Source organism: Paenibacillus sp. FSL W7-1279, assembly GCF_037969845.1.
Classification (GTDB): domain Bacteria; phylum Bacillota; class Bacilli; order Paenibacillales; family Paenibacillaceae; genus Paenibacillus_AQ.
On record NZ_CP150215.1, the window covers coordinates 4,326,347 to 4,349,280 of the forward strand.

Here is a 22,934-nt window from a genome sequence, read left to right on the forward strand (position 1 = left end):
TACTGTCATTCCCTGATACTATACGATTCTGCATCACTCGTTGGCTCAGGTTTTGGACCATATTAGCTCTCCGCTCATGGCATCAATGAAATCTAATACATACTGCGTATGGTTTCCTTCCGCTTCAACTCTCCTCTTGCATACGGGATCATAGATTAACTGGTAGTGAACTGTGTTGTCATCATAATAATCAAACCATTTGAGCGATACATCAAACTGTTCTACGTAACGGGCAAGCGCTGATTCCGGAGAAACTCCAGCCTCAAACTTACACGCCTCCAATTCACGGATTTTCTTCATAGACACACCGCGGTAGAGAAGCACTTCACCCGTAATCGTGCTTACACTGATATTTACCCGCTCCAGCCGTACGCGGTATTGATCAATATATAGCGGCATGTGGAAGAACTCACGATCAAGCGGTTCAGCTTCACCCTCATCTCCCCCTGGCTCACTGTCCGTTCCTCCGTCTTCCCCATCCCATTTCACTTCCAATTGCAGGTACTTTGCGTACGAAGGAAAGAATCTTCGCAAGAAAAGCTCTGCTCTTTCCCAGCATTGCTCGCGTGTGAATCTGACTTCTTCATTCCGGCTGTCCTGTTTTTGATGGTATGCTTCCAGGGAAGCTGTCGATTTATCAATATGTATCATAAACGCTGCTTGAAGATTACGAAGTGCGGTTCCCCAACGTCTTTCAAAATATACATCTACCGATAACGGATCGGTCGCAGAACGATCCTCTTCATCCTCATTAATATCGCTTGTATCGAAGTATAATAAAATCAGGTTTTGATCGTCTCCCCTAGGCTTATCAAGCACATATCGCTCCGTATCAATGCCTAGCTGCGCTTCCCAGAATTGAATCAAACTTGAATCTTCATCTGAGCTTGCATCCGCAAGTCCATGGCTTGGTGGAAGAATAGGGTTGATGGCATGGAGATTCTCCCTATTCAATTCTCCATGTTCCGCTTGGATGATTGGAACACTCGGCGGCAGCAAATCATGCTGCAGACTATGCAAAGGTTCACCTGTAATTGCATCGATCTTACGACGGCCTTGAATCGCTTCATAGACCAGGCGATGCTGATCTTCATCCCCTTCCATGTCATACACAGAAGGATACAATGTCGTTATGATTGGCTGCATATGCAGATCTTGAACAATCCTTTGCTTGGCAGCCTCGGCGCTGATAATCTTGGCCGGCCAAACCGGAAGCTCTTCTCCCAAAAATAATTCTGCCTTGTAATGAACGATATTTAAATTAGGGTCTAACCGAATATCGCAACCGGAGCTCGGTAACGGCAATCCGCCGACCTCGGCTCTAAACTCAATATCATAATAATTTCTTTTGATCACTGAATGGATATAAGTCAGCACTTCGCAATCAGGATGATGCTGAATCATGAACCTTTTTGCTGCTTCAGTTGCCTGCTCAATCGGATAAACTCCCTCTATAACATGATCCCGCTCTCGATCGATCTGAAGTCTCATCAGCTGTCCAGATCCCAGACTTAATGAGACCTCTATTCGTCTATCCTCGTGTGTAGGGTCTTCCCAGATAAACGTTCTTTCTTTCTCGTCGAATCCCTTGGGGGTGTTGTCCTCCATAACAAGTTCATAATGTTCAGGTATGAAAGTGATCGCTCTTGCAGCTGTCCGTAGCACCGAAATATCCATTCGCATAGTCCCGCTTCTCCTCCTTCTTGTTCTCTATTAGTACGCCCGAATATATGATATAAAGTATATAATTATATACGGCTTACTTCTACCAAGCTGACAAAAGACGAAAGATGCGGTGATCAAATGAGTAACCCGATACATGGCCTGGATGTAAACCCATATCTTGAGCGTATTGGATACACGGGCCCGATTGTAAACAGCGCTTATATGCTCGCCAGATTGCAGGAACAGCATGTGCATACCGTACCCTATGAAAATCTCGATATCCTTGATCGAATTCCACTGTCCCTGGATATCCCCGATCTTTACGATAAAATCGTAACTCGGCATCGCGGCGGCTATTGCTTCGAGCTCAATGCGTTGTTTGGCTGGCTGCTGCAGAAACTGGGATTCAAGGTCACTCATTACTTCGGACGCTTCTGGCGGGATGAAACCGATACGCCTGCTAAACGTCGGCATCATATTCTGCAGGTGGATATTGAAGAACAACGATATATTGCCGATGTCGGCGTCGGAGGAGCCGGACCTCGCCATCCTCTGGAATTGGTGGATGGCCTTGTGCAGACCCAGGGGAACGAGACCTATCGGCTCGTCCAAACTGAAGCGTATGGCTGGATGCTCGAAGAGTGGAAAAAAGAAGCCTGGGATCCCGTCTTCTCCTTTACGGAAGAACCTAACCTGCCGAGAGATTTCATCACCACTTCATTCTGGTGCGAGTATGCCCCCGATTCGCCTTTTAACAAAACGGCTCGCGTATCCATTCGTACGGCAGAAGGCAGAAACACCGTGGATGATGACGAATTCAGAATTTACAAAGCCGGCGGCGTCCACACCTTTAAACCGGGCAATGCACGGGAATATGCCGAAGCACTCTATACATATTTCGGCATTCCTATCCATAAATAAGAATAAACCGGGCTTTCCCATGCAGGGAGCCCGGTTTTATTGTTAATATTCGATTTTGCGCTCGGCTGCGCTCCACGCTTGAAATGGCAGCAAATAATCCGCTGTTTGAACCTGCTTCATAGGGATGGAGCGCTGGTCCATCGGCATCGCGATTTCATCGTATATGAAATGATCGTCGAATCCGATCTCAGCCGCATCCTTCTTCGTGCTTGCATAATAAACGGCATCAGGTCTGGACCAGTAGATGGCCCCCAGACACATCGGACAAGGCTCGCAGCTGGTATAAATCGTACAGCCTTTTAATTGGAAATCCTCCAGGTGTTGACATGCTTCCCTTATGGCTTGCACCTCGGCATGAGCCGTCGGGTCGTTCAGCGCGGTAACCAAATTACGGCCCCTGCCGATCACTTGACCATCCTTCACCACAATCGCTCCAAAAGGACCACCCTCCACATGTTGAACGTTTCGATGGGCCTCTGCAATCGCTTGACGCATCCAGTACTCATGATTATGTTCGCTCATTGTGTACAGCTCCCTTCCCATGTTCATCCTGATCCCGGTGCTGTTTTCCATCCATGCCAATCACCTGGGACAGCTATTTAACAGCATAGCATATCTTCCTTTGATCTCCTCCATTTTTCCAGTCGAAAGGAGAAAAATGGATTGACGAAGTGTATACAAACGTATACAATCACTTTAATGGTATACAAATGTATACGTGATTATTGATAAGGAGGTTGATGTTATATGCGCCAAGAGGATCAGGACTCATCGAGTCAAAAACGGGCGGAGCCCCGCGAGCGTGATAGCAGCCACCGGCACGGCGGGCGGCACGGAAGACGGCGAGAGGAAGGCTACGGCGGCAGGGAAGGCGGTAAGATGGCGCAGACGTTCCGCCGGGGGCGCGCGCTTTCTTTTCTGGACAATTTGATTGTGAAACGGGAGACTTTGAAGAAACAAGTGAATGATCCGGACTTTGAAGCCATCAGAGAAGTGGTCAGCGGAGAGCTGAAAGCGGTAGACCAGATCATTCAGGAGTACATTCAGGCTTTTGAGCTGTATGACACGAAACCATCGCAAGACACCCCATAATGGCTGTCCGCTAATCTTAAACCAATAACCCTAAAAGAGGTAGAACTTGGAGTGTGATAATTCTTGATCAGAAAGTTTTTTTCGTACTATCGGCCCTATAAGGGATTGTTTATTTTGGATTTTACGTGCGCCGTTATTGCCGGACTGCTGGAGCTTGTTTTCCCGCTTGCCGTCAGCAAATTCATTGACGATCTGCTGCCCAGCCAGGATTGGCCGCTTATCCTGATTGCCTGCATCGTCCTTCTCTCCATCTATGCGCTGAATACCGCACTGCAATACATCGTGACTTACTGGGGGCATATGCTCGGCATTAATATCGAGACGGATCTGCGGGAGAAAATGTTTTCCCACATTCAGAAGTTATCCTTCCGTTTCTTTGATAACAACAAAACCGGCCATCTCATGGGACGCATCACAAATGATCTTAATGACGTCGGAGAAGTAGCCCACCATGGACCGGAAGACGTGTTCATTGCCGTTATGACACTGCTCGGTTCCTTCTCCTTAATGGCTTACATCAACTTAGAGCTAGCGCTTCTGACTTTTATCATTGTGCCGTTGATGGCATGGCTGATCATTAAGTTCGGAGGCAGAATGACTACGACCTATCGTCAACTGTTCCGTAATGTAGGGAATTTCAACGCCCGCATCGAGGACAATGTCGGCGGTATCCGTGTGGTTCAATCGTTTGCGAATGAGGAGCATGAGAATAAACTGTTTCAGGAAGAGAACAAGCAATTTCGGGCGACCAAACTGCTGGCTTATAAAACGATGGCAAAAAGCATGTCCATCAGCTATATGCTGATGCGTCTGATCACGGTATTTGTCATGATCTGCGGTGCCTGGTTCTTCATCCAAGGCAAAATTGAGATGGGTGAATTCATGGCCTTCCTTCTGCTCTCCAACATCTTCTTCCGTCCGATCGAGAAGATCAATGCCGTTATTGAGAGCTATCCCAAAGGGATTGCCGGCTTTAAACGTTACCTGGAAATCATGGATACCGAGCCGGAGATCGCCGATGTGCCTGATGCCGTATCCCTTTCATCTGTACGGGGAGATATCCGCTTTGAAGGCGTTACCTTCGGATACGAACCATCGCGGACGATACTGAATAACATCCATCTGACGATCCGTGCCGGAGAAACGGTTGCGTTTGTAGGACCGTCCGGTGCGGGAAAGACCACCATCTGCAGCCTTCTCCCCCGTTTCTATGACGTGGATCAGGGGACGATTACGGTGGATGGGATCGACATCCGGAATATCAAATTGCAAAATCTTCGCAAGCATATCGGCATCGTGCAGCAGGATGTTTTCCTCTTCTCCGGTACGATCCGTGACAATATCGCTTATGGCGACTTACATGCCACGGACCAGCAAATCTGGGAAGCTGCACGGCGTGCTTCGCTCGATGAACTGATCCGAAGCCTGCCGGACGGTATGGAAACGGTGATTGGGGAACGCGGCGTCAAGTTGTCCGGCGGTCAGAAGCAGCGCTTGTCCATTGCGAGAATGTTCCTTAAGAACCCGCCGATTCTTATACTGGACGAAGCCACCTCGGCACTCGACACGGAAACGGAAGCGCAAATCCAGAAGTCCCTGGCTGAGCTGTCCGTCGGCAGAACAACGCTGGTGATCGCTCACCGGCTCACCACCATTCAGAGCGCGGACCGGATTATCGTTGTCAATTCCGAAGGCATTGCCGAACAGGGGACGCATCAGGAATTGATTCATTCCGGCGGCGTGTACAGCAGGCTTCACCAAGTTCATTAATGAACCTATGATCCGTAGTTTTACATGAATACTGAACTGATCGTCTTGAAATCCCTCAAATATATAAAGGATGCCTCCGCTTAGAAGCGGGGGCATCCTTTTTTTCGAGAATATTTATGAATTGAATCATTAGACAATCTATCAAGATATCACGCAACAGAATTTTCGCCTCATTGTCCTTGGATAAAAAAGTTGCTGCATGGAAACATTAATGGCGTACTACAAAGACATCAATTTCAGGAGGCCCTTTATGTTTTATATCTACAGTGTCGGTCTACTCTTCGGCGGACTGTCGATGATCAACCTTGTTTTCTCGTACCAAACCAAGCATATCCAGCACCTGTTCTGGCCTACGCTGCAGTTTCAGTTATTCATGCTTCCTCTGTTCCTCATCGCCAACATGTGCATCGGATACGGGATCCGTTATGGATATAAAGCCACCGATCAGTTAGGCTATACGTTGATCTTCTCCAAATGCCTGGAAATCCTGATTTCGTTAGGGGTGGCATACTTGTTCCTGAAGGAAGTCCCTACATGGAAAAATTGGGCCGGCATCGGTATCATTGCGCTGGGCATATTCCTTGTTAAACAGAAATGAGCGTATCTAGTGCACGGATGCTTTTTTCGCCTGATCCCCATCTCTGCCAACATCCTTTCGGACGTCAGATCCCCGTTGTTAAGTTATCTCTTCCCCATCCAACCTTGTTCGTAGGCGTAACGAGTCAGCTGGACCCGATTATCCAAATGCAGCTTTTGCAAAATGTTCTTCAGATGGTTCTTGACCGTATTCTCTGATATGCACAAGTCAACCGAAATATCGCGGTTGGACAACCCCTCGGCGACGAGCCCCAATATTTCTTTTTCCCGTGCCGTTAATGGACTATTGCTTGGATCCGGCTTGTCATGCTGCGAAAATTCCTTCAATATACGGAAAGCAAGCTCCCTGCTCATCGGCGCTTCGTCTACGGCAATAGCCTTGAGGTACTCGTGCCATGATTCGGGATTCAGATTCTTTAGCAGATAGCCTTGCGCTCCACGTTTCAGGGCGTCAAACAAGTGAGCAATGTCGTCGGACACCGTGACCATGACAATCTTAACGTAAGGAAATTTGTCCTTCACTCGCTTGGTCGCTTCCAATCCGTCCATCCCAGACATCTGAATATCCATGAGAATAATATCAGGCATCCATATTTCGGTCAGTTCCAGCGCTTCCTCGCCGCTTTGTCCTTCGGCCACGACTTCAAAGGTCGGGTCACCGCTTAGAATGGTGCGAATTCCTTCTCTGGCAAGATCGCTGTCATCGATGATTAACACGCGAAACGGCTGCTCGTTCATGCGGTATTCTCCTTCCGAATGCTGATGATCGTCTTGTTGTTGCGTCTTTCCACCATGAACTTCCAGCCCATGGCCTCAGCCCGATCCTTCATGATTTTGATTCCATACCGGTTGCTGCCGAGCGGCTTGTCCAACTCAAACCCTTTGCCATCATCGCTGACGGAGCAATGCCAGCTTGAGTCCGCCGCTGTCGCCGTTATTATGACGTGCTTCGCTTCGGCATGCTTATGGATATTCAATAAGGCTTCCCTGATCGAAGCCAGCAGCTCCACCTTTTCTTTGGCAGATAGCATCTCATCCGGAATTTCCCACTGCACGTCGAAGTGCAGATTCGTCTCCTCCTTAATTTCCTTAATCAAGCTGTCCATGCTATGCATCCACGGAATAGCTTGCGGATCTGCCGGATATCGGAGATTAGCGATAGCTTCTCGTACATAGGCATTGGTTCGGTGGACACTTTCCTTAATATCCTGATATGGAATTTCTCCGGTTAGCCCCGATTTCTCAATTCGGTCAATCTGTGCGTTCAGCAAGAACAAGGATTGGGCGATTCCGTCATGGAGCTCTCGGCCAATCTTCTCCCTTTCATGCATGGCCGCTTGCAGTGCTCTGGATTGGTTCAGTTCCTCCTGGTTCCGTTCAATCAATGAGAACAACTGGGTAAGAAACAGAATGGAAACCAAGAACACGATTACAGGCGCAAGCAGATTGCCAAGATCCATCGATATATAAGGCAGCAGAAACTCATGCCGAACATACTCCCATATGCCAATCGTCAAAGTGGGAATGATCAGAATCAACCATTTCATTTGTTTATAGGACATACCCTGCCTCCTATTTCATTTCAAAACATAAATGCACCCGTCGCTTTATCTATCATATAGCAACTGGCTATCCCTTCATTGTAATCAAGATTGACCATAAACGGAATGACTCTAAAGAGCTACTGACCTTACCAGTTTCACCCGTACTGAAATAACCTATTTACAATTCGAGTACAAATCGCGTATAAAGAGTAAAAGATATCCATTCATTCCATTTCCGATGAAGGGAGCTGCAGTTAGATGAAGCAAAAAATTGCAGTGATCATTGTACACGGATTGGGAACACAAAAGAAAGACTATGCGGATAAATTTATGAAAAAATTGAGAGGAACCTTCTCTCAAACATCTGGCATTCCGCATGAGCAACTGGCCATGGAGGCCGTGCATTGGGCCGATGTATTCGCAGGACGCGAGTCCGAATTAATCAGCAGCAGCATTAAACCTTACCGTTTACGTTATCAGCACCTTCGGCAGTACGTGATCCACAATCTGGCGGATGCCGTAGCTTACCAACCCGTGGAAGCCGAGGATCAGAATTATGAGGCCATTCATCGGACCATCAGTGAAGCGCTGCACCGACTTGCCCTCGCAGCGGGCCCCCAGGCTCCATTATGCGTGATTTCTCATAGCCTGGGATCCGTAATCGCCAGCAATTTCTTCTATGATCTGCAATTCTCCTCCCGCGGGCATCGTCTTGTCGTTGACCCGGAAGCTCCGTTGGAGCGGGGAGAGCTCCTGACCTTATTCTATACGCTGGGAACCACCTTGCCGCTGTGGAGCATGCGGTACCGCGATTTTGATAGGCCGATCGAAGTCCCTTCCATAAAGCTGAAGCACTATCATGATCGGCTGCTGGGAGAATGGGTTAATTTCTACGATAAAGACGACATCCTTGCTTACCCTCTCAAAGGCATAAATGAAGAATATGACCGCACGGTTCGTAACGATATATCCGTTAATGTGGGAAACTGGCTAACCAGCTGGAATCCCCTGTCACACAGCGGTTATTTCTACAGCAAACCGATCCTGGAGTATATTGCTTCAAGTTTGGAAGCTACCTGGCGGAGTGTCAACCAAGTTAAATAAAGTTATGCCGCAAAGACCAGACGTCTTTGCGGCATTGTTCATCATAGGGTTATATTCATCACCCATTGTTCTCCGATCGGCCCCATTCTTCTCCTGCCCGTATCTTGGAAACCAACCCGTTCATAAAGCTGTTGGGCCGGAACATTCTTATGGTTTACGGCCAATACCACCTCATTGCAGGTAGGAAACTGACTCCGAATGAAGGATGACAGCGCAAGCATCCCTCTCCTGGCATATCCCTTACGCTGCTGCCGATGGTCAATGGATAAGGTGGTTAGCAGCATCGCATGAGGATTGCTTGTGTACTCTTTGACGCGTTCCGTCGCGTGCAGGATAAAGAAGCCAACCGGATGACCATCCGCTAAAATAACGATAGGATGCTGACCCTCAACTGCGTTAAGTGCTTCTTTCGGATGAGCGGTAAATTGGACTTGCTCATCCGGAAGCTCGAATTCTTTCAAGATGGGCAGGTGTTCAGCCGAACGGAAATCCAGCTGAATATGTTCTGCTTTTTGCATGGGTACATCTCCTCTGTATATGGTGAAATGGATACATAACTTACTCTATCCACTGCAATCCTAATCAACTTGATTATCCTGTTTCTTCGCCATACCACAGCTGTCGGAAGCTATCGCTTGAAGCCAGCAGCTGTTCCGCCGTGCCTTCGGCTTCAATCTCTCCTCCGTTCAACACGATAATATGGTCAGCATGGTTAAGCGCGGCTTTTCGATGGGATACCACGAGACAAGTCGCTCCTCCTCGCTCGCTGAACAATCTCTCCCATAACTTGCGCTCCGTCTCAACATCCAATGCACTTGATAAATCGTCAAACACATACAGCTCCGCGTCCCGTACGAGCATCCGTGCAGCTGCAGTCCGCTGAGCTTGACCACCGGACAGCTTGACTCCGCGTGGTCCTACCATCGTCTCCAGGCCATGCTGCAGATGCTTGATATCTTCTTCCATTACAGCAGCATGAAGTGCGCGTTCCAAGCTCCCCGGCTCTTCGGTTATGCCTAGCAGGATATTGTTTCGCAGTTTATCGCTGTACAGCCTGGGGATCTGTGCCGTATATGCACTTTGAGGCGGGATGAAGAAATCAGCTGGCTCCGTCACCCTTTCACCGTTCCACCGGATTTCGCCCTTTTCGGCAGGAAGTAAGCCCAGCAATGTGCGAACTAACGTCGTTTTGCCGCTGCCAATCATCCCCGTAACGACAGTAAAAGTACCCCTCTTTAGGGTCAGATTAATATTCGAAATGCCGCGCCCGGTTTCGGGATATCGATACGACAGTCCTTGCGCTTCAAGCAACGAGAGGGGCGGTGCCTTGATAATAGCCGTTTCCATGCCGTCTTCGGCAGCGGAAATAGCGGAAGGATTGAATCTTCCTTGGGTCAACGAATTCATCTGTGCCCTGCGATCAGGATGAGCTTCCTTCTCTTGATTCCGTTTGTTCTTAAACTTACCGATACCGATATAATTGGCAGCCGTAAGCAGCGAAGCAGGTGCCCCTTGAAGCATGGATTTGATGCGCTGAAAGCTGACGCCCATCTGCTTGTAGTAAGTCATGAAGTTGCCTACGTTCGATATAAGCTGTGTGACAAAAGTTAAATAATATACAAAGAGCGACAAGTCCCCAACCGTAAAATCGCCACTTCGCATCTTAAGACTCGCAAGCACAAGGATCAATCCTGTACCGAGATTCACGGAGTTGGTGAACACGGAAGACAAGGTTTCCGTTAACAGTTTATCCTTCACCACGGACTGGCGCCGCTTCTCACTAAGGCTTACAAACCGTTCCACTACGCGTTTCTCAGCCCCTGCGACTTGAATGGCTTGCACATTGGCAAACATTTCGCTAATCGCACCGGTTACCTTTGCCGTCGATTCCCGACTTGCGGCCCTGTATTTCTGAATCCGTGCGGTCGCAATCTGGGCAGCAGTAACCACCAATATCAAAGGAACGAATACGAGAATCGTCAGCTGCAGATCAATGGATATGAGAATCCAGCTGGCAACGATTACGAATCCGACCAGTCCTAGAGTGTCCACGGACCAGCTTGTCGCTTCTTCGGCCTGATCGACGTCATCCCGGAAATTGCTGATGGCTTCTCCCGGAGAGCAGGGTATTGCCCGTGCTCCAGGCTCTTTCATGACATGGGACAGCATATTTCGGCGAAGCAAGGTGCTGATTCGGAAGCGAAAATGCACGTCTGTCATGAAACCGCCGAAGATCAGCGCAATTCGGGCTAATGCAGCGCCAATGAGCAGCACGGCAATTGCCCAAACGCCGTAGGGAAAAGTATATGTACCTTCCAAATGGTCGAAGAAAGCCTTAGTTAACAGTCCGGGAACAAGCGGTGCCATATGGATAAGGGACCACGCGAACAGGTTGATTAGGTACAACCCCGGGCGGTACATAATCAACCGCCAGAAAAAATGCCTTGTTTTCATGCCAGCACCTCCTCCATTCCAACGGCAAGCATGCGGCTAAACCGTGATTGCGGGTTTGAGGCAAGCTCTTCCCGGCGTCCGCTTTCGAGCATTCTACCATTCTCCAGTATGAGAATTCGGTCGGCACGCTGAACCGTAGCCAAGCGGTGGGCAATGATAATACAGGTCTTCTCCTGAAGCAGGCGCGTAATGGCTGCTTCAATCCGGTACTCCGTTAACGGATCGAGGCGGGACGATGCTTCATCAAGGATGACGAGACCCGGATCCGTCAAGAAGACGCGGGCAAACGCCAACAGCTGGGCCTCACCGGCCGACAGGCTTCCGCCGCCTGAGGCAAGGCTCGTACCGAGTCCTTCGGGAAGCGAAGCATACCAGTCTCCAAGCCCAAGCTCCTCTAGCACGGATATAATTCGGCGATCCTCGATGCCTTCATCAAACAAGGTCAGATTATCACGAACTGTCCCTTCCAAAATCTCAATATTCTGCGTAACCATCGCGACCTTGCGCCTCAGTTCATGAAGCTTGCAGTCCCGGATATCCGTTCCTGCCAGCTCGATGCTTCCCTCCTGCGGATCATAGAAACGCAGCAGCAGGCGGGCGATCGTCGTTTTTCCGCTGCCTGTACGCCCGAGCAGCCCCAGAGTCTGGCCCGGCTCGAGCCGCAGCTGCAGATTTTCGAGCGTAGCCTGCCCGCCCTCTTCATAGGAGAAGTTTAGGTTGCGGAATTCCACCGACAACGGGCCTGCCGGAAGCGGAGCTCCGGGCCCGTCTTTGATCTGGGGCTCGGTTGCAAGCAATTCCCGGACTCGCATCAAGCTGGCATCCGCCTTTTGCAGGTCCTCCAATTGGGTGCGGATCTTCTCGATCGGTTTGGCTAGCAGCTCGGTATAATAAAACACTAAATATATGGAGCCGATCGTCAAACCGCCCTGTCCGTTCTTCCACAGTATGGCGCAGACGATAAATGCGGCCGCATTGCCAAGCGCAAACACCAATATCGTTGTGCTCCACATGAGGAAAAATCCGATGAATGCACGTACTCGAACCGGCAGCATGCGTCTGGCCATCTCGTAGAATCGATTCATGACATATCCTGCCGCCCCGTTAGCACGCGTATCTTCAGTGCCTTCGAGGTGTTCGCCAATGAATCCGTAGAAATCCGCATTCAGCTCGCGCCAGCGCTTCCATACCGGTATGGCAAATCGACGGATATGTTGAATGACGTAAATGCTGCCGACAACAAACACGGTCATGACAAATCCAATCCAGAAGTTCTCCCGATACAGGAGAGCCAGAATTCCGATCATAAGGAGCAGATTGCCGAACAGATGGATAATAAAGCTGGAGAAGAAATTGGCAAGCGCATTCACATCGCCATCGACTCGTTCGATTAAAGAGCCCGACGTTTGGGTTTTGTGAAAGCTCATATCCAGCGACAGGCAGTGCTCCGCCAATTCTGCTCGAAGCTTGTTGGTTGTCGTCCAGCCCAGATTCTCGCTATAGTAAGCAGCCGCAATGGAAACGCCTTGTTGGAGCAATGAAAATACGATAAAAAAACCTGCCGCATAATAAAGGGATGTCAGACTTCCCTCTCCTTGAGCCGTATCGATAAAATACCGGATGATCTGCGGATTAATCAGTTGCAGCCCGATTGAAAATAACAGTAGCACGCTCAAAGCTACCAGCAATTTCTTATGCGGGAATACGTATCGGAATAACATTTCCCTATACATGCCAATCCCCGTGGTCCTTCGCTTGCTGTTTAACATGCGATCGCTTTGCATTCGTCTATAATCCCCCCGCTTCAGGTTAACCCTCTTGATAATAATAAGCTTCCTGGGTAGATATGACAAGAACATGGGTTCTTGTTTTCGAAAAAATTTACAGCCGATTGATTAAAGACACATCTGCCGCAATATCGGTAATATCAAAGTGACCCTTTTGAGCATACGCCAAAAAGACCAGCCCCCTCAGCATGGAGACTGGTCTTCAAAACCGTTACGTATAGAGAATCAATCACATCTTATGTTTCTGCCACTAATTTCAAGAATTGATTAATCATTTCGGGGGTTATTTCCTGGTTCTCTGGCATACTGACAGCCGGGCTCTTATCAACGGATTGGATGGCCACATTGGATCTGGCCGCACTTGAAGCGATACCCGATCGGGCTTGTCCATCATGCACATTGTCATGATTAGCTAGCATCATCATCAGAAAAGCACTCCCAAGTCCTAACGACCACATACTCATTTTGTTTTTCTTATTCATTTGCGTTGCTCCTTCCATCACTTGTAGTGACATACCTAGTATAAGGTCCAAACCTTAACGAGAGATGAAGGCAGCCTAAAATCCAGTTAAGCAAAGTGAAGAAACGATTATTTGCATGAATTCCATCACTGCTATAAAACAAGCCACATTTTATGATTATCAGACGCTATTTCTCAGTTTACATAACATTAATTATGTAGTAATCCTTGTAGATTACTTCCAAATCTGATCGAGCTTATCCGAATAGAAAGCAATCGCCTTCTGGTAGCTTTTGATTCCCTCGTCATTACTGGTTTCGCCTATTTCTTTAAGCAGAAGTGCCATCGCCTTATCGTATTGTCCCAAATTGTACAAGGTCATCGCATAAAATACGTTAAACTCCCTCGCCTCGGGATATTCCTGCAAGCCCTGCTCCAAAATCCCCTTGGATTTGTCGTACATTCCCAACGTACGATAGGTGCTTCCAAGTCCAAGCAATGCACCGCATCGCTCAGGATTTTTCAGGCCAGAAGAGATCGCCTTCTCATAATAAGGAACCGCCTCACCCTCAAGCCCCATCAGATCATGCACCCAGGCCAGCTGATACAGGATTTCGGGATCGTCTGGGGATTGGGCTAACAGCCCGAGGAGAATTTCTTTGGCTTCCTCCGGTAGACCTGCAGTGCGGAGTTCAATAGCCTCTTGCATCGTTGCCATAAGTCACATCCCTTTTGATTGATAACGCCGCCCTCTCCCTTATCTTACCAGCTCCCATTCATGCTCGTCAAAATCGTCAACAACCACCTTCATCTCTTACTTAACCTTAAGATGAGGTGGTTGTCACAAGAATTACTGATTGATTTACGCTTTATTCTCAATACTTAAGCGTTGATTGTCCTCTTCGGTAACCAACTCGGGATTGCCTGGCCAGAAAGCCCACTTGCCCAAGAGTGCTGTGATCGCGGGTACCAGGAAATGTCTTACGATGAACGTATCCAGCATAACACCGATGACCGTGATGATCCCAAACTGTACCAATACTTGAATCGGAAGCGTATATTTATTTTGAAAAAGCGACCGGCATGTCTTACACTATAGGCAGGAGGTCATCATGACAAAAATACGCAACCCCCGAAATCCCGGGCGTCCCAAAGCAGCTGCCGATCAGGCTCCTATCCAGGAAACCATCCTCTGGACCGCCTCCAAGTTATTCATGGAGAATGGCTATGAGTCCGTATCCTTACAGCAGATCGCTAAGGCTTGCCAAGTGACCAAGGCTTCCATCTACTATCATTTCACAAACAAACCCGAGCTGTTTAAAATAGCGGTGACCACGATTCTCGATAAAGCGTATGCTTCCACTCATCGCTTTCTGCAAGAGGCCGATACGCTGGAGTCCGGATTAATCCGGGTGGCTGAAGCGAAGATCGCCCGTCCGCATGCCGAGATGGAGACGATGATGCGGGAAGCGGAGCCTTTTTTATCCCAGGAGCAGATGTCCGCGATCCGTGAGGCGGAACAGCGAATTCATGGAGTCATTGCCGATCGGTTTGATCAAGCGATGCGTTCCGGCGAGCTTCGGGAAGGCAATCCTCTGCTTATGGCGCAGGCTTTCTCGGCGATGCTGATGCTGGGCAATCGTGAAGATACCCGGAGCGGTTATGCCAGCGCTCGTGATATGGCTGTTGAGATCGTGGATCTATTCTTGCATGGAGCAGTGAACCTTCCAAAGTAACACTGGGCTCTATAACTGCATCCTTCAATCATGAATCGGCGAGAATTAGTTCTTCGAATCAGGGGCATCGATCAGTGTTTTAGATTTTATTCCAGAAAGCAACGTCTTCAAGCGGCAATCTTATCGTTGGCCGACCTGGAGCGGCTGCTTTCCCGATAGCAATCAACATCACGCTGCGGTAATGGGCAGGAATATTGAACTCTTCCACGAATTGCACTTTGTTATATCCGCCCATCGGCACGGTATCATAACCCCTTGCGCGTGCACTCAGCATCAGTTGCATGGAGATCAGTCCAGCATCCACGTCCACGATGCTTTCTTTCACGGATTGATCCATATTCGCATAAAGATTTTCGGCCGTATGGATAAAGTATTGCTTCACCTCTTCGGTCATATATCCCGCTTCTTCAGACATCGAATAAATCTTCTCGCCCTTCTCATACCATTTCATATCACCCAGCACAGCTATGACGGCCGAGGCTTGAAGTACATGCTCCTGATTGTTTGCAATCGGATGCAGCTTCTTCAAAAGCTCAGCATCATCAATCACAAGAAAGCGCCATGGCTGCAGATTGCTTGAGGAAGGTGCCAGTGTAGCATCCTTCAGAATCGCTTCCATCTCTTCTCTTGGAATCTTTACCGACGGGTCGTACTGACGGACCGAGTGGCGTTCCTGAATCACGGTTTGAAAATCGGGTTTTGTTATGGTAGACATGGTTTTTCCCCTCCAAAATTATATTGTGCATTTTTCTGCACAGTTTAAATCGCAAGTTAACTGTGTTGTTTAATGCACAGTATATAGCAGGCTGGATTTCTTTGTCAATCACTTTCTGAAAAGTTCACTGAGCGATGTCCGCAATCGTCCGGGATTCCAGTATTTTCAGGGTACTGTCCTCAATCTCGGATAAAATGCCGACAAAGGATTCCTTGATTTCCTCGGCAAAACAATGTCCGGAAGCCGCATCCAGCATACTGTCGCTGATGGAGCTGTGGACTTGAAGAATCGAGTAAACTTCAGCCAGTGTAATGTCGCAGGCATTCTTCTTCAGCCGGTATCCGCCGTCTCTTCCTTCACGCGACTCAATCATATCGGCTTGCGCAAGTGTTTTCAGCACGCGTCGAATCAAAGTTGATTCCGAGTGCAAATACGAGGCGATATCGCCGCTCGAGCATTTACCGGAGTGACGTTCAAGCGTAACCAGCGCTTGTACAGCCAGACTGAAGGTTTTATAAGTGGACGGGCAGGCCATTGTCGATTTTTTGGAGGCCGCTTCTTTATGGATGCTCATGTTCCTACCCCCTTTTTCAAGTTTAGATTTTCCTTAAATAGGCATTCTGCAGCTTTAGCTGTCGTTCCCAACAAGCTTTTCATTATTGTAACGTAAACCTGACACTCCATCAAGCGCAACAAAGGACCATCGTCTAATGGCCCTCATCTTCAACCAGTGCTTGAGACTCATACAAATTCGCCTCTCGGTAATTCACATCCATTCTCAGATGGCTCGCCAATGACCTGTCAATATCGCCCTGTTCGAACATGCTTTGAATCTCGTTACGCTCGGATTGAATGGCTTTAAGTTCCAGTTCCCGGCGTTCACTGCTAAGCTTCTGCTTTCTTCGACTCCACACACGATCATTCTGAAGAAAATGCTCCATTGCACGATAGTCTGCAATAACGGCTTGCAGGATTTCCTGCCTCTGTGCCGGTTTCACCGTTTGGATCTCATGTATTGCAGCACGAATCGCCTCCAGCTTTAGTGCCTTATACATATCCCAATCCGGATGGTCCGGAGACATGCGCGTTTCATGGGACTCGTTTTTTTTCAGCAAGTTCTTCAAGTTCCGCCATAAATTCCTCATGAGCAGCTTGAACTTATATCGGCTGGTAAGCAGCATCTCGACTTTGTTCAGCGAGGATAGGAACAGCTCCGCGACCCTTGCGGATGCTTTATGTTCCTTAAGCCACGTTTCCGCAACGTTCCGTTCCGCTGCGAGTCCGATTTTTCTTACTGCGATGGTGGCTTTCCAGAACTCCCGCATGTCGCTCTTATCCGTTATTTGTGATTGCTGAAGCCGCTTCGTATACGCATAGATAAGCTGAACTGCCTCTTCCTTATTTTCATCCGTCATTTCTTCACGCACGGTACGTATACCCGCTTGCAGCATATGAAGCCGTGCTTCTTTCTCGCGATTGATCACCGCGGACGAATCCACATGTTTCTCCCGTGTCAAAAGCGGAAGCAGAACACTCGCGATCACCAGCGTTAACAAAATCACGCCCGCACAGATGAATAACATTAAGCTTCGTTCTGGGAAAGGACGATTGTCCGAGAGGGTGAGCGGGATAGAGAAAGCCGCAGCCAGCGTCAATGCTCCCCGTACGCCCGATAGTGCAGTCAACAGGGAAGATTTATACTGACGGTTCGTAGATGCCCAGACCCATGCGAAACGCAGCAATATCAATACAGCCGTTATAAGAAAAATATAGCCGAGAACTTGTCCATTGTTATAGGCAGGGTCACTCCATATTTGATTAACGACTCCTGGGATTTCATGCCCGAGCAGAATGAACACCAGCCCATTTAGCGTGAAGAGAATGACCGACCAGGTGCTGTCCGATACCACTCTGAGCTTTATGGACGCCGATCGCATGCGATCCCTCTCAACCGCATGGGTGACACCCGCCGCAACGACAGCCAGAATCCCGGATAGATGAAATTCCTCGGCGATAAGGTAGATGATGAATGGCGTCAGAATGATGATCAGCATATGAAGCGTGACGTCCTCCATACCGAGACGGCGAAGCAGCATTCGGAACCAGATCACAAGAAATCCTAGAAGTGCGCCGATCACGATGCCTCCAACCGCAATGACAAAAAAACTGCCGATGGCATTCGTTAACGAAAAATAACCCGTTACGGTAGCTGCAATCGCAAAATTAAATGCAACGAGACCGGATGCATCATTCATCAGCGCTTCGCCTTCAAGCAAATGCATGATTTTTCCCGGCAGCTTCACCCTGCCTGACAGGGAGCCCACCGCAACCGCATCGGTAGGCGAGAGTATCGCCGCCAGCGCAAATGCAGCCGATAACGGTATGGTCGGAATAAGCCAATGAATGAAAGGGCCCGCGATCAGTACCGTTGCAAATACGAGACCTAGCGCCAGCAGCAGGATACTGGACCTGAGCTTCCATAACTCTTCGCGCGGGGTAAGCTTCCCGTCATTGAACAAGAGCGGTGCGATAAACAGAACCATGAACAATTCCGGGTTCAGCGGAACGTGATGGAACCCGCGAATATAGGCGGCCCCGATCCCAAGCGCAATCTGAATCAACGGGACAGGTATGAACGGCAGAAATCGATTAATAATGTTTGAAATACCGACAAGGACCAGAAACATAAGTACCATAAGAAATATTTCCACAACCCTGCTCCCTCCTCGAAGAATTATCTATGTAACATTAGGATATCCATCAATAGACTGGTATAGGTTGTGTAGAATATTAAAGGTTTATTTATGAGTTGGAGAAGTTTCAACCTTTATACCACCGCAAAAAAACAAGGCTTCCTAAAGGAGGTATCCTTTAGAAAGCCCTTGCGCTTGCTCTTGCTTATTAATATGCAGTCCAGCCTGCATCGGCTGTTACAACAGTACCATTGACGAAGCTAGCTTCATCTGAAGCCAGGAACAGTACGACTTTCGCGATCTCTTCCGGTTCGCCTGCCCGCGGGTTCAGGTTGATACCAGCCATCGCTCTTTCCATGCCGAACGAATTCGGCGCGTTGAGGGTGGTGCTGATATTCGTGATGACACCTCCTGGAGCAACCGCATTACAGCGGATTCCCTGCGTTGCATATTGGAAACCGACATTCTTCGTTAATCCGACAACGGCATGCTTAGCGGCCGTATATGCTGCACCCGCTCTGGACCCCATTAGACCTCCAGCAGATGCAATGTTGACAATGACTCCGCTTTTCTTCTCCAGGAAGATTGGCAATGATTTACGAATGGTCCTCATCGGTCCCGTCGTGTTGATGGCAAATACGCGATCCCACAACTCATCCGTTAGATCGCCAGCCGGTACGAAGTTGTCCATAATGCCAGCGTTGTTGATCAAAATATCAAGCGTTCCATATTCATTAACAGTAGCATCTACCAGTTGCTGAACATCTTCTTCCTTGGCCACATTCGCTACCAATGCTAGGGCCGTGCCGCCTTTTGCTGTAATTCCGTCAACAACGGCTTGCGCTGCCTCAAGACGCAGGTCAGACACGACAACCTTTGCGCCTTCGGCGGCAAACAGTTCCGCTGTCGCTTTTCCCATACCGGAAGCAGCACCCGTAACTATCGCAACTTTACCAGCTAATCTCATGTTCCATCCCCCCATTATTGGTTTGATATCATTTCGAAATTCAGTGACAACATTCAACAACTGTACAATACATGACATATGTCTATTCTAGTATAATTGTAGTATGATTTAGGTCACAATCATTAAAAAACGTGGAAATGTACGATACCGAACAAAAAACATAAATTTGTTTATATTTTAATAATTAAATTCGTTATATTTGTAACCGAAAGGACTCGAATCTATGCAAACGAGAAATAAAAGTACCGACCGTCGCGTCGTCCGCAGCCAAGAGGCTTTAAAGCAAGCGCTTCTATCACTCCTCTCGCAGAAGAGCTTCTCCAGCATTTCCATTACGGAAATCGTAGAGTTAGCGAATTACAATCGAGGAACCTTCTATACCCACTACGACAACAAAGAGTCTCTACTTGATGATATCCTGACCCCTTTAATGGAGGAACTGATTGCTTCCTTCAGGGCTCCCTACGGGGAAGTCGACGTATTTCATATCGATGAGCTGCCTGCTAATGCGGTAAAAATATTTGATCATATTCATCAAAATGCAGACGTATATACAGCCTTATTCAAAAGCGATGTTCTGCCGCTGGTCCGGGATAAAATGTTCTCGGCATTAAAGCAAATCGCCATGGAGGATCTGGACTATCCCGGTGAAGAGCTCAACCATGAACTTCTCATTATCTACAACATGCACGCCTTAATCGGCCTGGTATTCCACTGGATCGAGAACAATTTCCACTATTCCGTCCCTTATATGAGGGATCAGTTGGTTCTCATGATCAACTGGAGGCCGAGAAGCGTTAGAACACAAGTCAAGCGCACGGATCCTACATGAAATCAGAGCTGATAACATAGAAAAAAGCACAAAAAACCATCAACCCGATCAAATAGCAAATCGAACGGATAATGGTTTTGGTTGTTTAGATAAGCCAAAGGCCGCTTCCAAAGGTAGTTCTGAACTACCCATGGGTACGGCCTTTTCTTTAATACCGATCAGTTATATCTATACTCTAAAGAAAATAGCGTCGAGTGTACTTTCGACGATTCGATCGGCTAACTCCCGATTCATCGTAGCGGAGTTCATCACCCGCAGTCCGTAATAGCTGCTTAAGAATAAACTAGCCAGCTGCTTCGCAGAGCGTTCACCTCGTATCTCCCCCGAATGAATCGCCTCTTCCATCACGCGGACCAAGTCTTCCTCGAGATCATAAATATATTGCCCGAATATCCGTTCAACCATCGGGTCCCGCCCAGCTCGTTCCATACTAATATTAACCGCCATGCAGCCGCGATGATTCGGATCCGAAAAATCCATGCCGATCGCCCATTCAAACAAGGCGTGCAGCCTTTCCTTAACCGGGACGGACCGACCCAGAATCTCTCTGGATATCTCCAGGCCTTCATCATTGTAACGCTGGAGCACCTGCTCGAATAACTCATTCTTGCTGCCAAACGCATTGTACAGGCTCCCTTTACCAAGCCCTGTCTTCTCGCACAGCTCTTGCGTGGAACTCGCTTCATAACCCTTGGACCAGAATACGTCCATGGCTGCATCAATGACAGCTTCTTTCTTGAACTCACGCGGTCTACCGTTCGTGGTCATTCCCCTCATCCCTTTTAAACATGATCTTTGTTATCTAAAAGTATAGGGTTTATGTACCACTCAGTCAAATATTATGATTCTCCCATAAAAAGTCTTCGAACGGTTTCATACGCCAGCTTCGGACGCCGATATTCATCCACGATGCCTTTGCTGTTCCGCGTGCATGAACGATTCAGCAGCCAACCAAGCCCTTCCGTCACGCGGCAATCGCTAAATTGCCATATGAACATCCCGGAAATGTATTCGCGCTCCATGTATGCCTTCAGATTACTCGCGATAATATCGGCCTGGCGCTCCTCGGAGCCTTTCTCCCGATTCGGACTACGGAATCCGTAGAACCCGTCCCCTCCGAATTCACTCATAATCATCGGTTTACCTTCTCCGCCGAGCGCATCTGCCCAGCTTCTGGCCAGATCCGCCAGTTCCCCAGGATTCTCGTCGGTATACCAGCCTGGATAGAGATTGAATGACACGATCTCCGCCAAATCAAAACATTTCTCCTGATCCCGGTGATGGGAAGCGAAGGACCGGGGCCTACTTGGATCAAGCTCCCGAATAATGGTTAGCTGCTTCGCGTAGTGAGCTCTCCCCTCCTCCGTATTACTGGCGCATTCATTCAGAATGGCCCATATCAGGATGGACGGATGGTTAAAATGCTGCTGCACCATTTCACGAGTCACCTGCTCGCTCTGCCAACCGAAATTCGGGTGCAGCATCTGCTCCAGACTCAAACCGCGGGCGTGATTTTCTTCCCACACCGCAATCCCTCGTTCATCGCATAGATCGAGAAATCGCTCATCGTTCGGATAATGGCTCGTCCGAACGGAATTACTACCAAGCTCTATTATGAGGTCCACATCTTTTACCATGAGGGGCAGCGGAAGTGCGGAACCGGCCATGGGATGGTCCTCATGCCGGTTAACGCCTTTGAGCACGAGATTCTGGCCGTTCAATTGGATTTTTCCGTGATGCGTTGTTATCTCGCGAAAGCCTATCCGGTCCAGCCAATCATCGCAATCCGTACCATCAACGGCAAGGACCGCTCGCAGCACATACAAATTCGGGTCGTCCAGCGACCATTCCAACACACCTGGATACGATACGGTGGCTATTCGTTCGACCCGCTCCCCTGGCTTCACTTCAAAGCTTCCAAGCACCCCCTCCACCTCAGCCAGCGAACCGCGGAGTGATCCTTTCTTCACAAGGCTTCCAAGGTTTCGGATCACTACCTTCCAAGAACCGTGCCAAACCCCGCCCTGTTTATATGGAGTGAACATGACGTGTTCAATGTATAAATCGCTTATCTCCTCCAGGGCAACCGGCCGAATAATGCCGCCATACGTGTAGTAATCGTTAGGAACATGAAGGGCCGATTCCTCGTTGAAGGAATTATCCACGTACACCAGCAGTTCATGTTCACCGGCTTGAACTTCCGGGATGATCATATCAAAGGAGGTATATGCGTTATAATGACGGACTGCCAATTCTCCGTTGAAATAAACATGTGCCGTGTGGCTGACCCCTTTGAATTCGATTCGCAAATTGGTTTTTCGAGACAGCGAGATGATCTTGCGGTATACCCCAACTCCCCTATAGTTTCCGAAGCGTGGGTGCATCTCCCAGCAACCGGGAACAGGCAGCTTGTCAGTGTAACCGGCTGGTCGCTCCCCTATGCCGGCTACTGGAGCAAACTCCCACATTCCCTCCAGTTCCTTGCACTTTCGAATATGGTGGGTATCAAATAATCGCAGCATTTCTTCTCCTCCTATCCATCATGCGGCTTTGAGGATCCCCTCAAAAATCCGATAAGTAAACACTAGATTATTGAT

Annotated in this window: 22 protein-coding genes and 1 pseudogene; 7 read left to right on the top strand and 16 right to left on the bottom strand. The window is 48.6% G+C overall.

The genetic code is table 11. The features are described from left to right. Positions 1-45 precede the first annotated feature (45 nt). The gene (locus MKY82_RS19145; protein WP_339294124.1) at positions 46-1,683 is read right to left on the bottom strand and encodes a YcdB/YcdC domain-containing protein; all 1,638 of its coding nucleotides are present in this window, start codon (positions 1,681-1,683) and stop codon (positions 46-48) included. Positions 1,684-1,803: 120 nt separating this feature from the next. On the opposite strand from MKY82_RS19145, the gene MKY82_RS19150 reads away from it, so the two are divergent. After that, the gene (locus MKY82_RS19150; protein WP_220684883.1) at positions 1,804-2,586 is read left to right on the top strand and encodes an arylamine N-acetyltransferase; all 783 of its coding nucleotides are present in this window, start codon (positions 1,804-1,806) and stop codon (positions 2,584-2,586) included. 42 nt (positions 2,587-2,628) lie between these two features. Here MKY82_RS19150 and MKY82_RS19155 read toward each other — a convergent pair whose 3' ends face one another. Then, positions 2,629-3,108 (bottom strand): nucleoside deaminase, encoded by a 480-nt coding sequence (locus MKY82_RS19155; RefSeq protein ID WP_071218682.1) that lies wholly within the window; start codon positions 3,106-3,108, stop codon positions 2,629-2,631. 225 nt (positions 3,109-3,333) lie between these two features. Here MKY82_RS19155 and MKY82_RS19160 point away from each other — a divergent pair, with 225 nt between their 5' ends. The 3 genes from MKY82_RS19160 to MKY82_RS19170 all read left to right on the top strand — a co-directional run bounded on the left by MKY82_RS19160 (position 3,334) and on the right by MKY82_RS19170 (position 6,046). Next, complete coding sequence (locus MKY82_RS19160) at positions 3,334-3,678, top strand: hypothetical protein (protein WP_260069585.1); 345 nt, start codon at positions 3,334-3,336, stop codon at positions 3,676-3,678. Between the two features lie 63 nt (positions 3,679-3,741). Continuing rightward, entirely contained in the window at positions 3,742-5,448 is a 1,707-nt protein-coding gene (locus MKY82_RS19165) for an ABC transporter ATP-binding protein (RefSeq protein ID WP_339294125.1), read from the top strand. Between the two features lie 250 nt (positions 5,449-5,698). Next, positions 5,699-6,046 carry a hypothetical protein gene (locus tag MKY82_RS19170; RefSeq protein ID WP_113056665.1) on the top strand — a complete coding sequence of 116 codons (348 nt, stop codon included), beginning with the start codon at positions 5,699-5,701 and terminating at the stop codon, positions 6,044-6,046. A gap of 83 nt (positions 6,047-6,129) precedes the next feature. On the opposite strand, the gene MKY82_RS19175 is transcribed toward MKY82_RS19170, so the two are convergent. Together MKY82_RS19175 and MKY82_RS19180 are read right to left on the bottom strand one after the other, a co-directional pair. After that, positions 6,130-6,783, bottom strand: a complete 654-nt coding sequence (locus tag MKY82_RS19175) for a response regulator transcription factor (RefSeq protein WP_220684882.1) — start codon at positions 6,781-6,783, stop codon at positions 6,130-6,132. Next, positions 6,780-7,607: a histidine kinase gene (locus MKY82_RS19180; RefSeq protein WP_071218528.1), complete on the bottom strand. Its 828-nt coding sequence runs from the start codon at positions 7,605-7,607 to the stop codon at positions 6,780-6,782. Before MKY82_RS19180 ends, MKY82_RS19175 begins: the two co-directional genes overlap by 4 nt. Before the next feature lie 240 nt (positions 7,608-7,847). On the opposite strand from MKY82_RS19180, the gene MKY82_RS19185 reads away from it, so the two are divergent. Further along, entirely contained in the window at positions 7,848-8,693 is an 846-nt protein-coding gene (locus tag MKY82_RS19185) for a chemotaxis protein (protein WP_194543189.1), read from the top strand. Positions 8,694-8,734: 41 nt separating this feature from the next. On the opposite strand, the gene MKY82_RS19190 is transcribed toward MKY82_RS19185, so the two are convergent. From MKY82_RS19190 to MKY82_RS19215, 6 genes and pseudogenes are all read right to left on the bottom strand, one after another. Next, entirely contained in the window at positions 8,735-9,211 is a 477-nt protein-coding gene (locus MKY82_RS19190; protein WP_339217928.1) for a GNAT family N-acetyltransferase, read from the bottom strand. 73 nt (positions 9,212-9,284) lie between these two features. Further along, a complete protein-coding gene (locus tag MKY82_RS19195; protein WP_339294126.1) occupies positions 9,285-11,147 on the bottom strand; it encodes an ABC transporter ATP-binding protein in 1,863 nt (620 codons plus the stop codon). Continuing rightward, a complete protein-coding gene (locus MKY82_RS19200) occupies positions 11,144-12,931 on the bottom strand; it encodes an ABC transporter ATP-binding protein (protein ID WP_339217931.1) in 1,788 nt (595 codons plus the stop codon). Before MKY82_RS19200 ends, MKY82_RS19195 begins: the two co-directional genes overlap by 4 nt. A 239-nt stretch (positions 12,932-13,170) precedes the next feature. Beyond that, positions 13,171-13,416 (bottom strand): hypothetical protein, encoded by a 246-nt coding sequence (locus tag MKY82_RS19205; RefSeq protein ID WP_194543191.1) that lies wholly within the window; start codon positions 13,414-13,416, stop codon positions 13,171-13,173. A gap of 213 nt (positions 13,417-13,629) precedes the next feature. Further along, positions 13,630-14,112 carry a tetratricopeptide repeat protein gene (locus tag MKY82_RS19210; RefSeq protein WP_339217933.1) on the bottom strand — a complete coding sequence of 161 codons (483 nt, stop codon included), beginning with the start codon at positions 14,110-14,112 and terminating at the stop codon, positions 13,630-13,632. A 144-nt stretch (positions 14,113-14,256) separates the two neighbouring features. Continuing rightward, positions 14,257-14,451: pseudogene (locus tag MKY82_RS19215) on the bottom strand (MMPL family transporter); the annotation flags it as partial. Between the two features lie 55 nt (positions 14,452-14,506). On the opposite strand from MKY82_RS19215, the gene MKY82_RS19220 reads away from it, so the two are divergent. Next, positions 14,507-15,130: a TetR/AcrR family transcriptional regulator gene (locus MKY82_RS19220; RefSeq protein ID WP_339217935.1), complete on the top strand. Its 624-nt coding sequence runs from the start codon at positions 14,507-14,509 to the stop codon at positions 15,128-15,130. Positions 15,131-15,209: 79 nt separating this feature from the next. On the opposite strand, the gene MKY82_RS19225 is transcribed toward MKY82_RS19220, so the two are convergent. The 4 genes from MKY82_RS19225 to MKY82_RS19240 form a co-directional block, all read right to left on the bottom strand. Next, the gene (locus MKY82_RS19225; RefSeq protein WP_194543193.1) at positions 15,210-15,845 is read right to left on the bottom strand and encodes a nitroreductase family protein; all 636 of its coding nucleotides are present in this window, start codon (positions 15,843-15,845) and stop codon (positions 15,210-15,212) included. Between the two features lie 124 nt (positions 15,846-15,969). Further along, the gene (locus MKY82_RS19230) at positions 15,970-16,419 is read right to left on the bottom strand and encodes an Rrf2 family transcriptional regulator (protein WP_194543194.1); all 450 of its coding nucleotides are present in this window, start codon (positions 16,417-16,419) and stop codon (positions 15,970-15,972) included. 133 nt (positions 16,420-16,552) lie between these two features. Further along, positions 16,553-18,556, bottom strand: coding sequence for a Na+/H+ antiporter (locus MKY82_RS19235; protein WP_339294127.1), 2,004 nt, complete (start codon positions 18,554-18,556; stop codon positions 16,553-16,555). 190 nt (positions 18,557-18,746) lie between these two features. Next, complete coding sequence (locus MKY82_RS19240; RefSeq protein ID WP_339294128.1) at positions 18,747-19,505, bottom strand: SDR family oxidoreductase; 759 nt, start codon at positions 19,503-19,505, stop codon at positions 18,747-18,749. A gap of 223 nt (positions 19,506-19,728) precedes the next feature. On the opposite strand from MKY82_RS19240, the gene MKY82_RS19245 reads away from it, so the two are divergent. Beyond that, positions 19,729-20,337, top strand: coding sequence for a TetR/AcrR family transcriptional regulator (locus MKY82_RS19245; protein ID WP_220684873.1), 609 nt, complete (start codon positions 19,729-19,731; stop codon positions 20,335-20,337). Between the two features lie 168 nt (positions 20,338-20,505). Here MKY82_RS19245 and MKY82_RS19250 read toward each other — a convergent pair whose 3' ends face one another. Next, positions 20,506-21,105 (bottom strand): TetR/AcrR family transcriptional regulator, encoded by a 600-nt coding sequence (locus tag MKY82_RS19250; protein ID WP_220684872.1) that lies wholly within the window; start codon positions 21,103-21,105, stop codon positions 20,506-20,508. A gap of 71 nt (positions 21,106-21,176) precedes the next feature. Continuing rightward, on the bottom strand, positions 21,177-22,859 hold the full coding sequence (locus MKY82_RS19255) for a glycoside hydrolase family 2 TIM barrel-domain containing protein (RefSeq protein ID WP_339294129.1): 1,683 nt from the start codon (positions 22,857-22,859) through the stop codon (positions 21,177-21,179). Between the last annotated feature and the right edge of the window lie 75 nt (positions 22,860-22,934).

Bases quoted from the DNA above. Each gene is read 5' to 3' on its own strand.
- MKY82_RS19145 (WP_339294124.1), bottom strand. From the start codon at position 1,683: ATGCGAATGGATATTTCGGTGCTACGGACAGCTGCAAGAGCGATCACT.
- MKY82_RS19150 (WP_220684883.1), top strand. From the start codon at position 1,804: ATGAGTAACCCGATACATGGCCTGGATGTAAACCCATATCTTGAGCGT.
- MKY82_RS19155 (WP_071218682.1), bottom strand. From the start codon at position 3,108: ATGAGCGAACATAATCATGAGTACTGGATGCGTCAAGCGATTGCAGAG.
- MKY82_RS19160 (WP_260069585.1), top strand. From the start codon at position 3,334: ATGCGCCAAGAGGATCAGGACTCATCGAGTCAAAAACGGGCGGAGCCC.
- MKY82_RS19170 (WP_113056665.1), top strand. From the start codon at position 5,699: ATGTTTTATATCTACAGTGTCGGTCTACTCTTCGGCGGACTGTCGATG.
- MKY82_RS19175 (WP_220684882.1), bottom strand. From the start codon at position 6,783: ATGAACGAGCAGCCGTTTCGCGTGTTAATCATCGATGACAGCGATCTT.
- MKY82_RS19180 (WP_071218528.1), bottom strand. From the start codon at position 7,607: ATGTCCTATAAACAAATGAAATGGTTGATTCTGATCATTCCCACTTTG.
- MKY82_RS19185 (WP_194543189.1), top strand. From the start codon at position 7,848: ATGAAGCAAAAAATTGCAGTGATCATTGTACACGGATTGGGAACACAA.
- MKY82_RS19190 (WP_339217928.1), bottom strand. From the start codon at position 9,211: ATGCAAAAAGCAGAACATATTCAGCTGGATTTCCGTTCGGCTGAACAC.
- MKY82_RS19195 (WP_339294126.1), bottom strand. From the start codon at position 11,147: ATGAAAACAAGGCATTTTTTCTGGCGGTTGATTATGTACCGCCCGGGG.
- MKY82_RS19200 (WP_339217931.1), bottom strand. From the start codon at position 12,931: ATGCAAAGCGATCGCATGTTAAACAGCAAGCGAAGGACCACGGGGATT.
- MKY82_RS19205 (WP_194543191.1), bottom strand. From the start codon at position 13,416: ATGAATAAGAAAAACAAAATGAGTATGTGGTCGTTAGGACTTGGGAGT.
- MKY82_RS19210 (WP_339217933.1), bottom strand. From the start codon at position 14,112: ATGGCAACGATGCAAGAGGCTATTGAACTCCGCACTGCAGGTCTACCG.
- MKY82_RS19220 (WP_339217935.1), top strand. From the start codon at position 14,507: ATGACAAAAATACGCAACCCCCGAAATCCCGGGCGTCCCAAAGCAGCT.
- MKY82_RS19225 (WP_194543193.1), bottom strand. From the start codon at position 15,845: ATGTCTACCATAACAAAACCCGATTTTCAAACCGTGATTCAGGAACGC.
- MKY82_RS19230 (WP_194543194.1), bottom strand. From the start codon at position 16,419: ATGAGCATCCATAAAGAAGCGGCCTCCAAAAAATCGACAATGGCCTGC.
- MKY82_RS19240 (WP_339294128.1), bottom strand. From the start codon at position 19,505: ATGAGATTAGCTGGTAAAGTTGCGATAGTTACGGGTGCTGCTTCCGGT.
- MKY82_RS19245 (WP_220684873.1), top strand. From the start codon at position 19,729: ATGCAAACGAGAAATAAAAGTACCGACCGTCGCGTCGTCCGCAGCCAA.
- MKY82_RS19250 (WP_220684872.1), bottom strand. From the start codon at position 21,105: ATGACCACGAACGGTAGACCGCGTGAGTTCAAGAAAGAAGCTGTCATT.
- MKY82_RS19255 (WP_339294129.1), bottom strand. From the start codon at position 22,859: ATGCTGCGATTATTTGATACCCACCATATTCGAAAGTGCAAGGAACTG.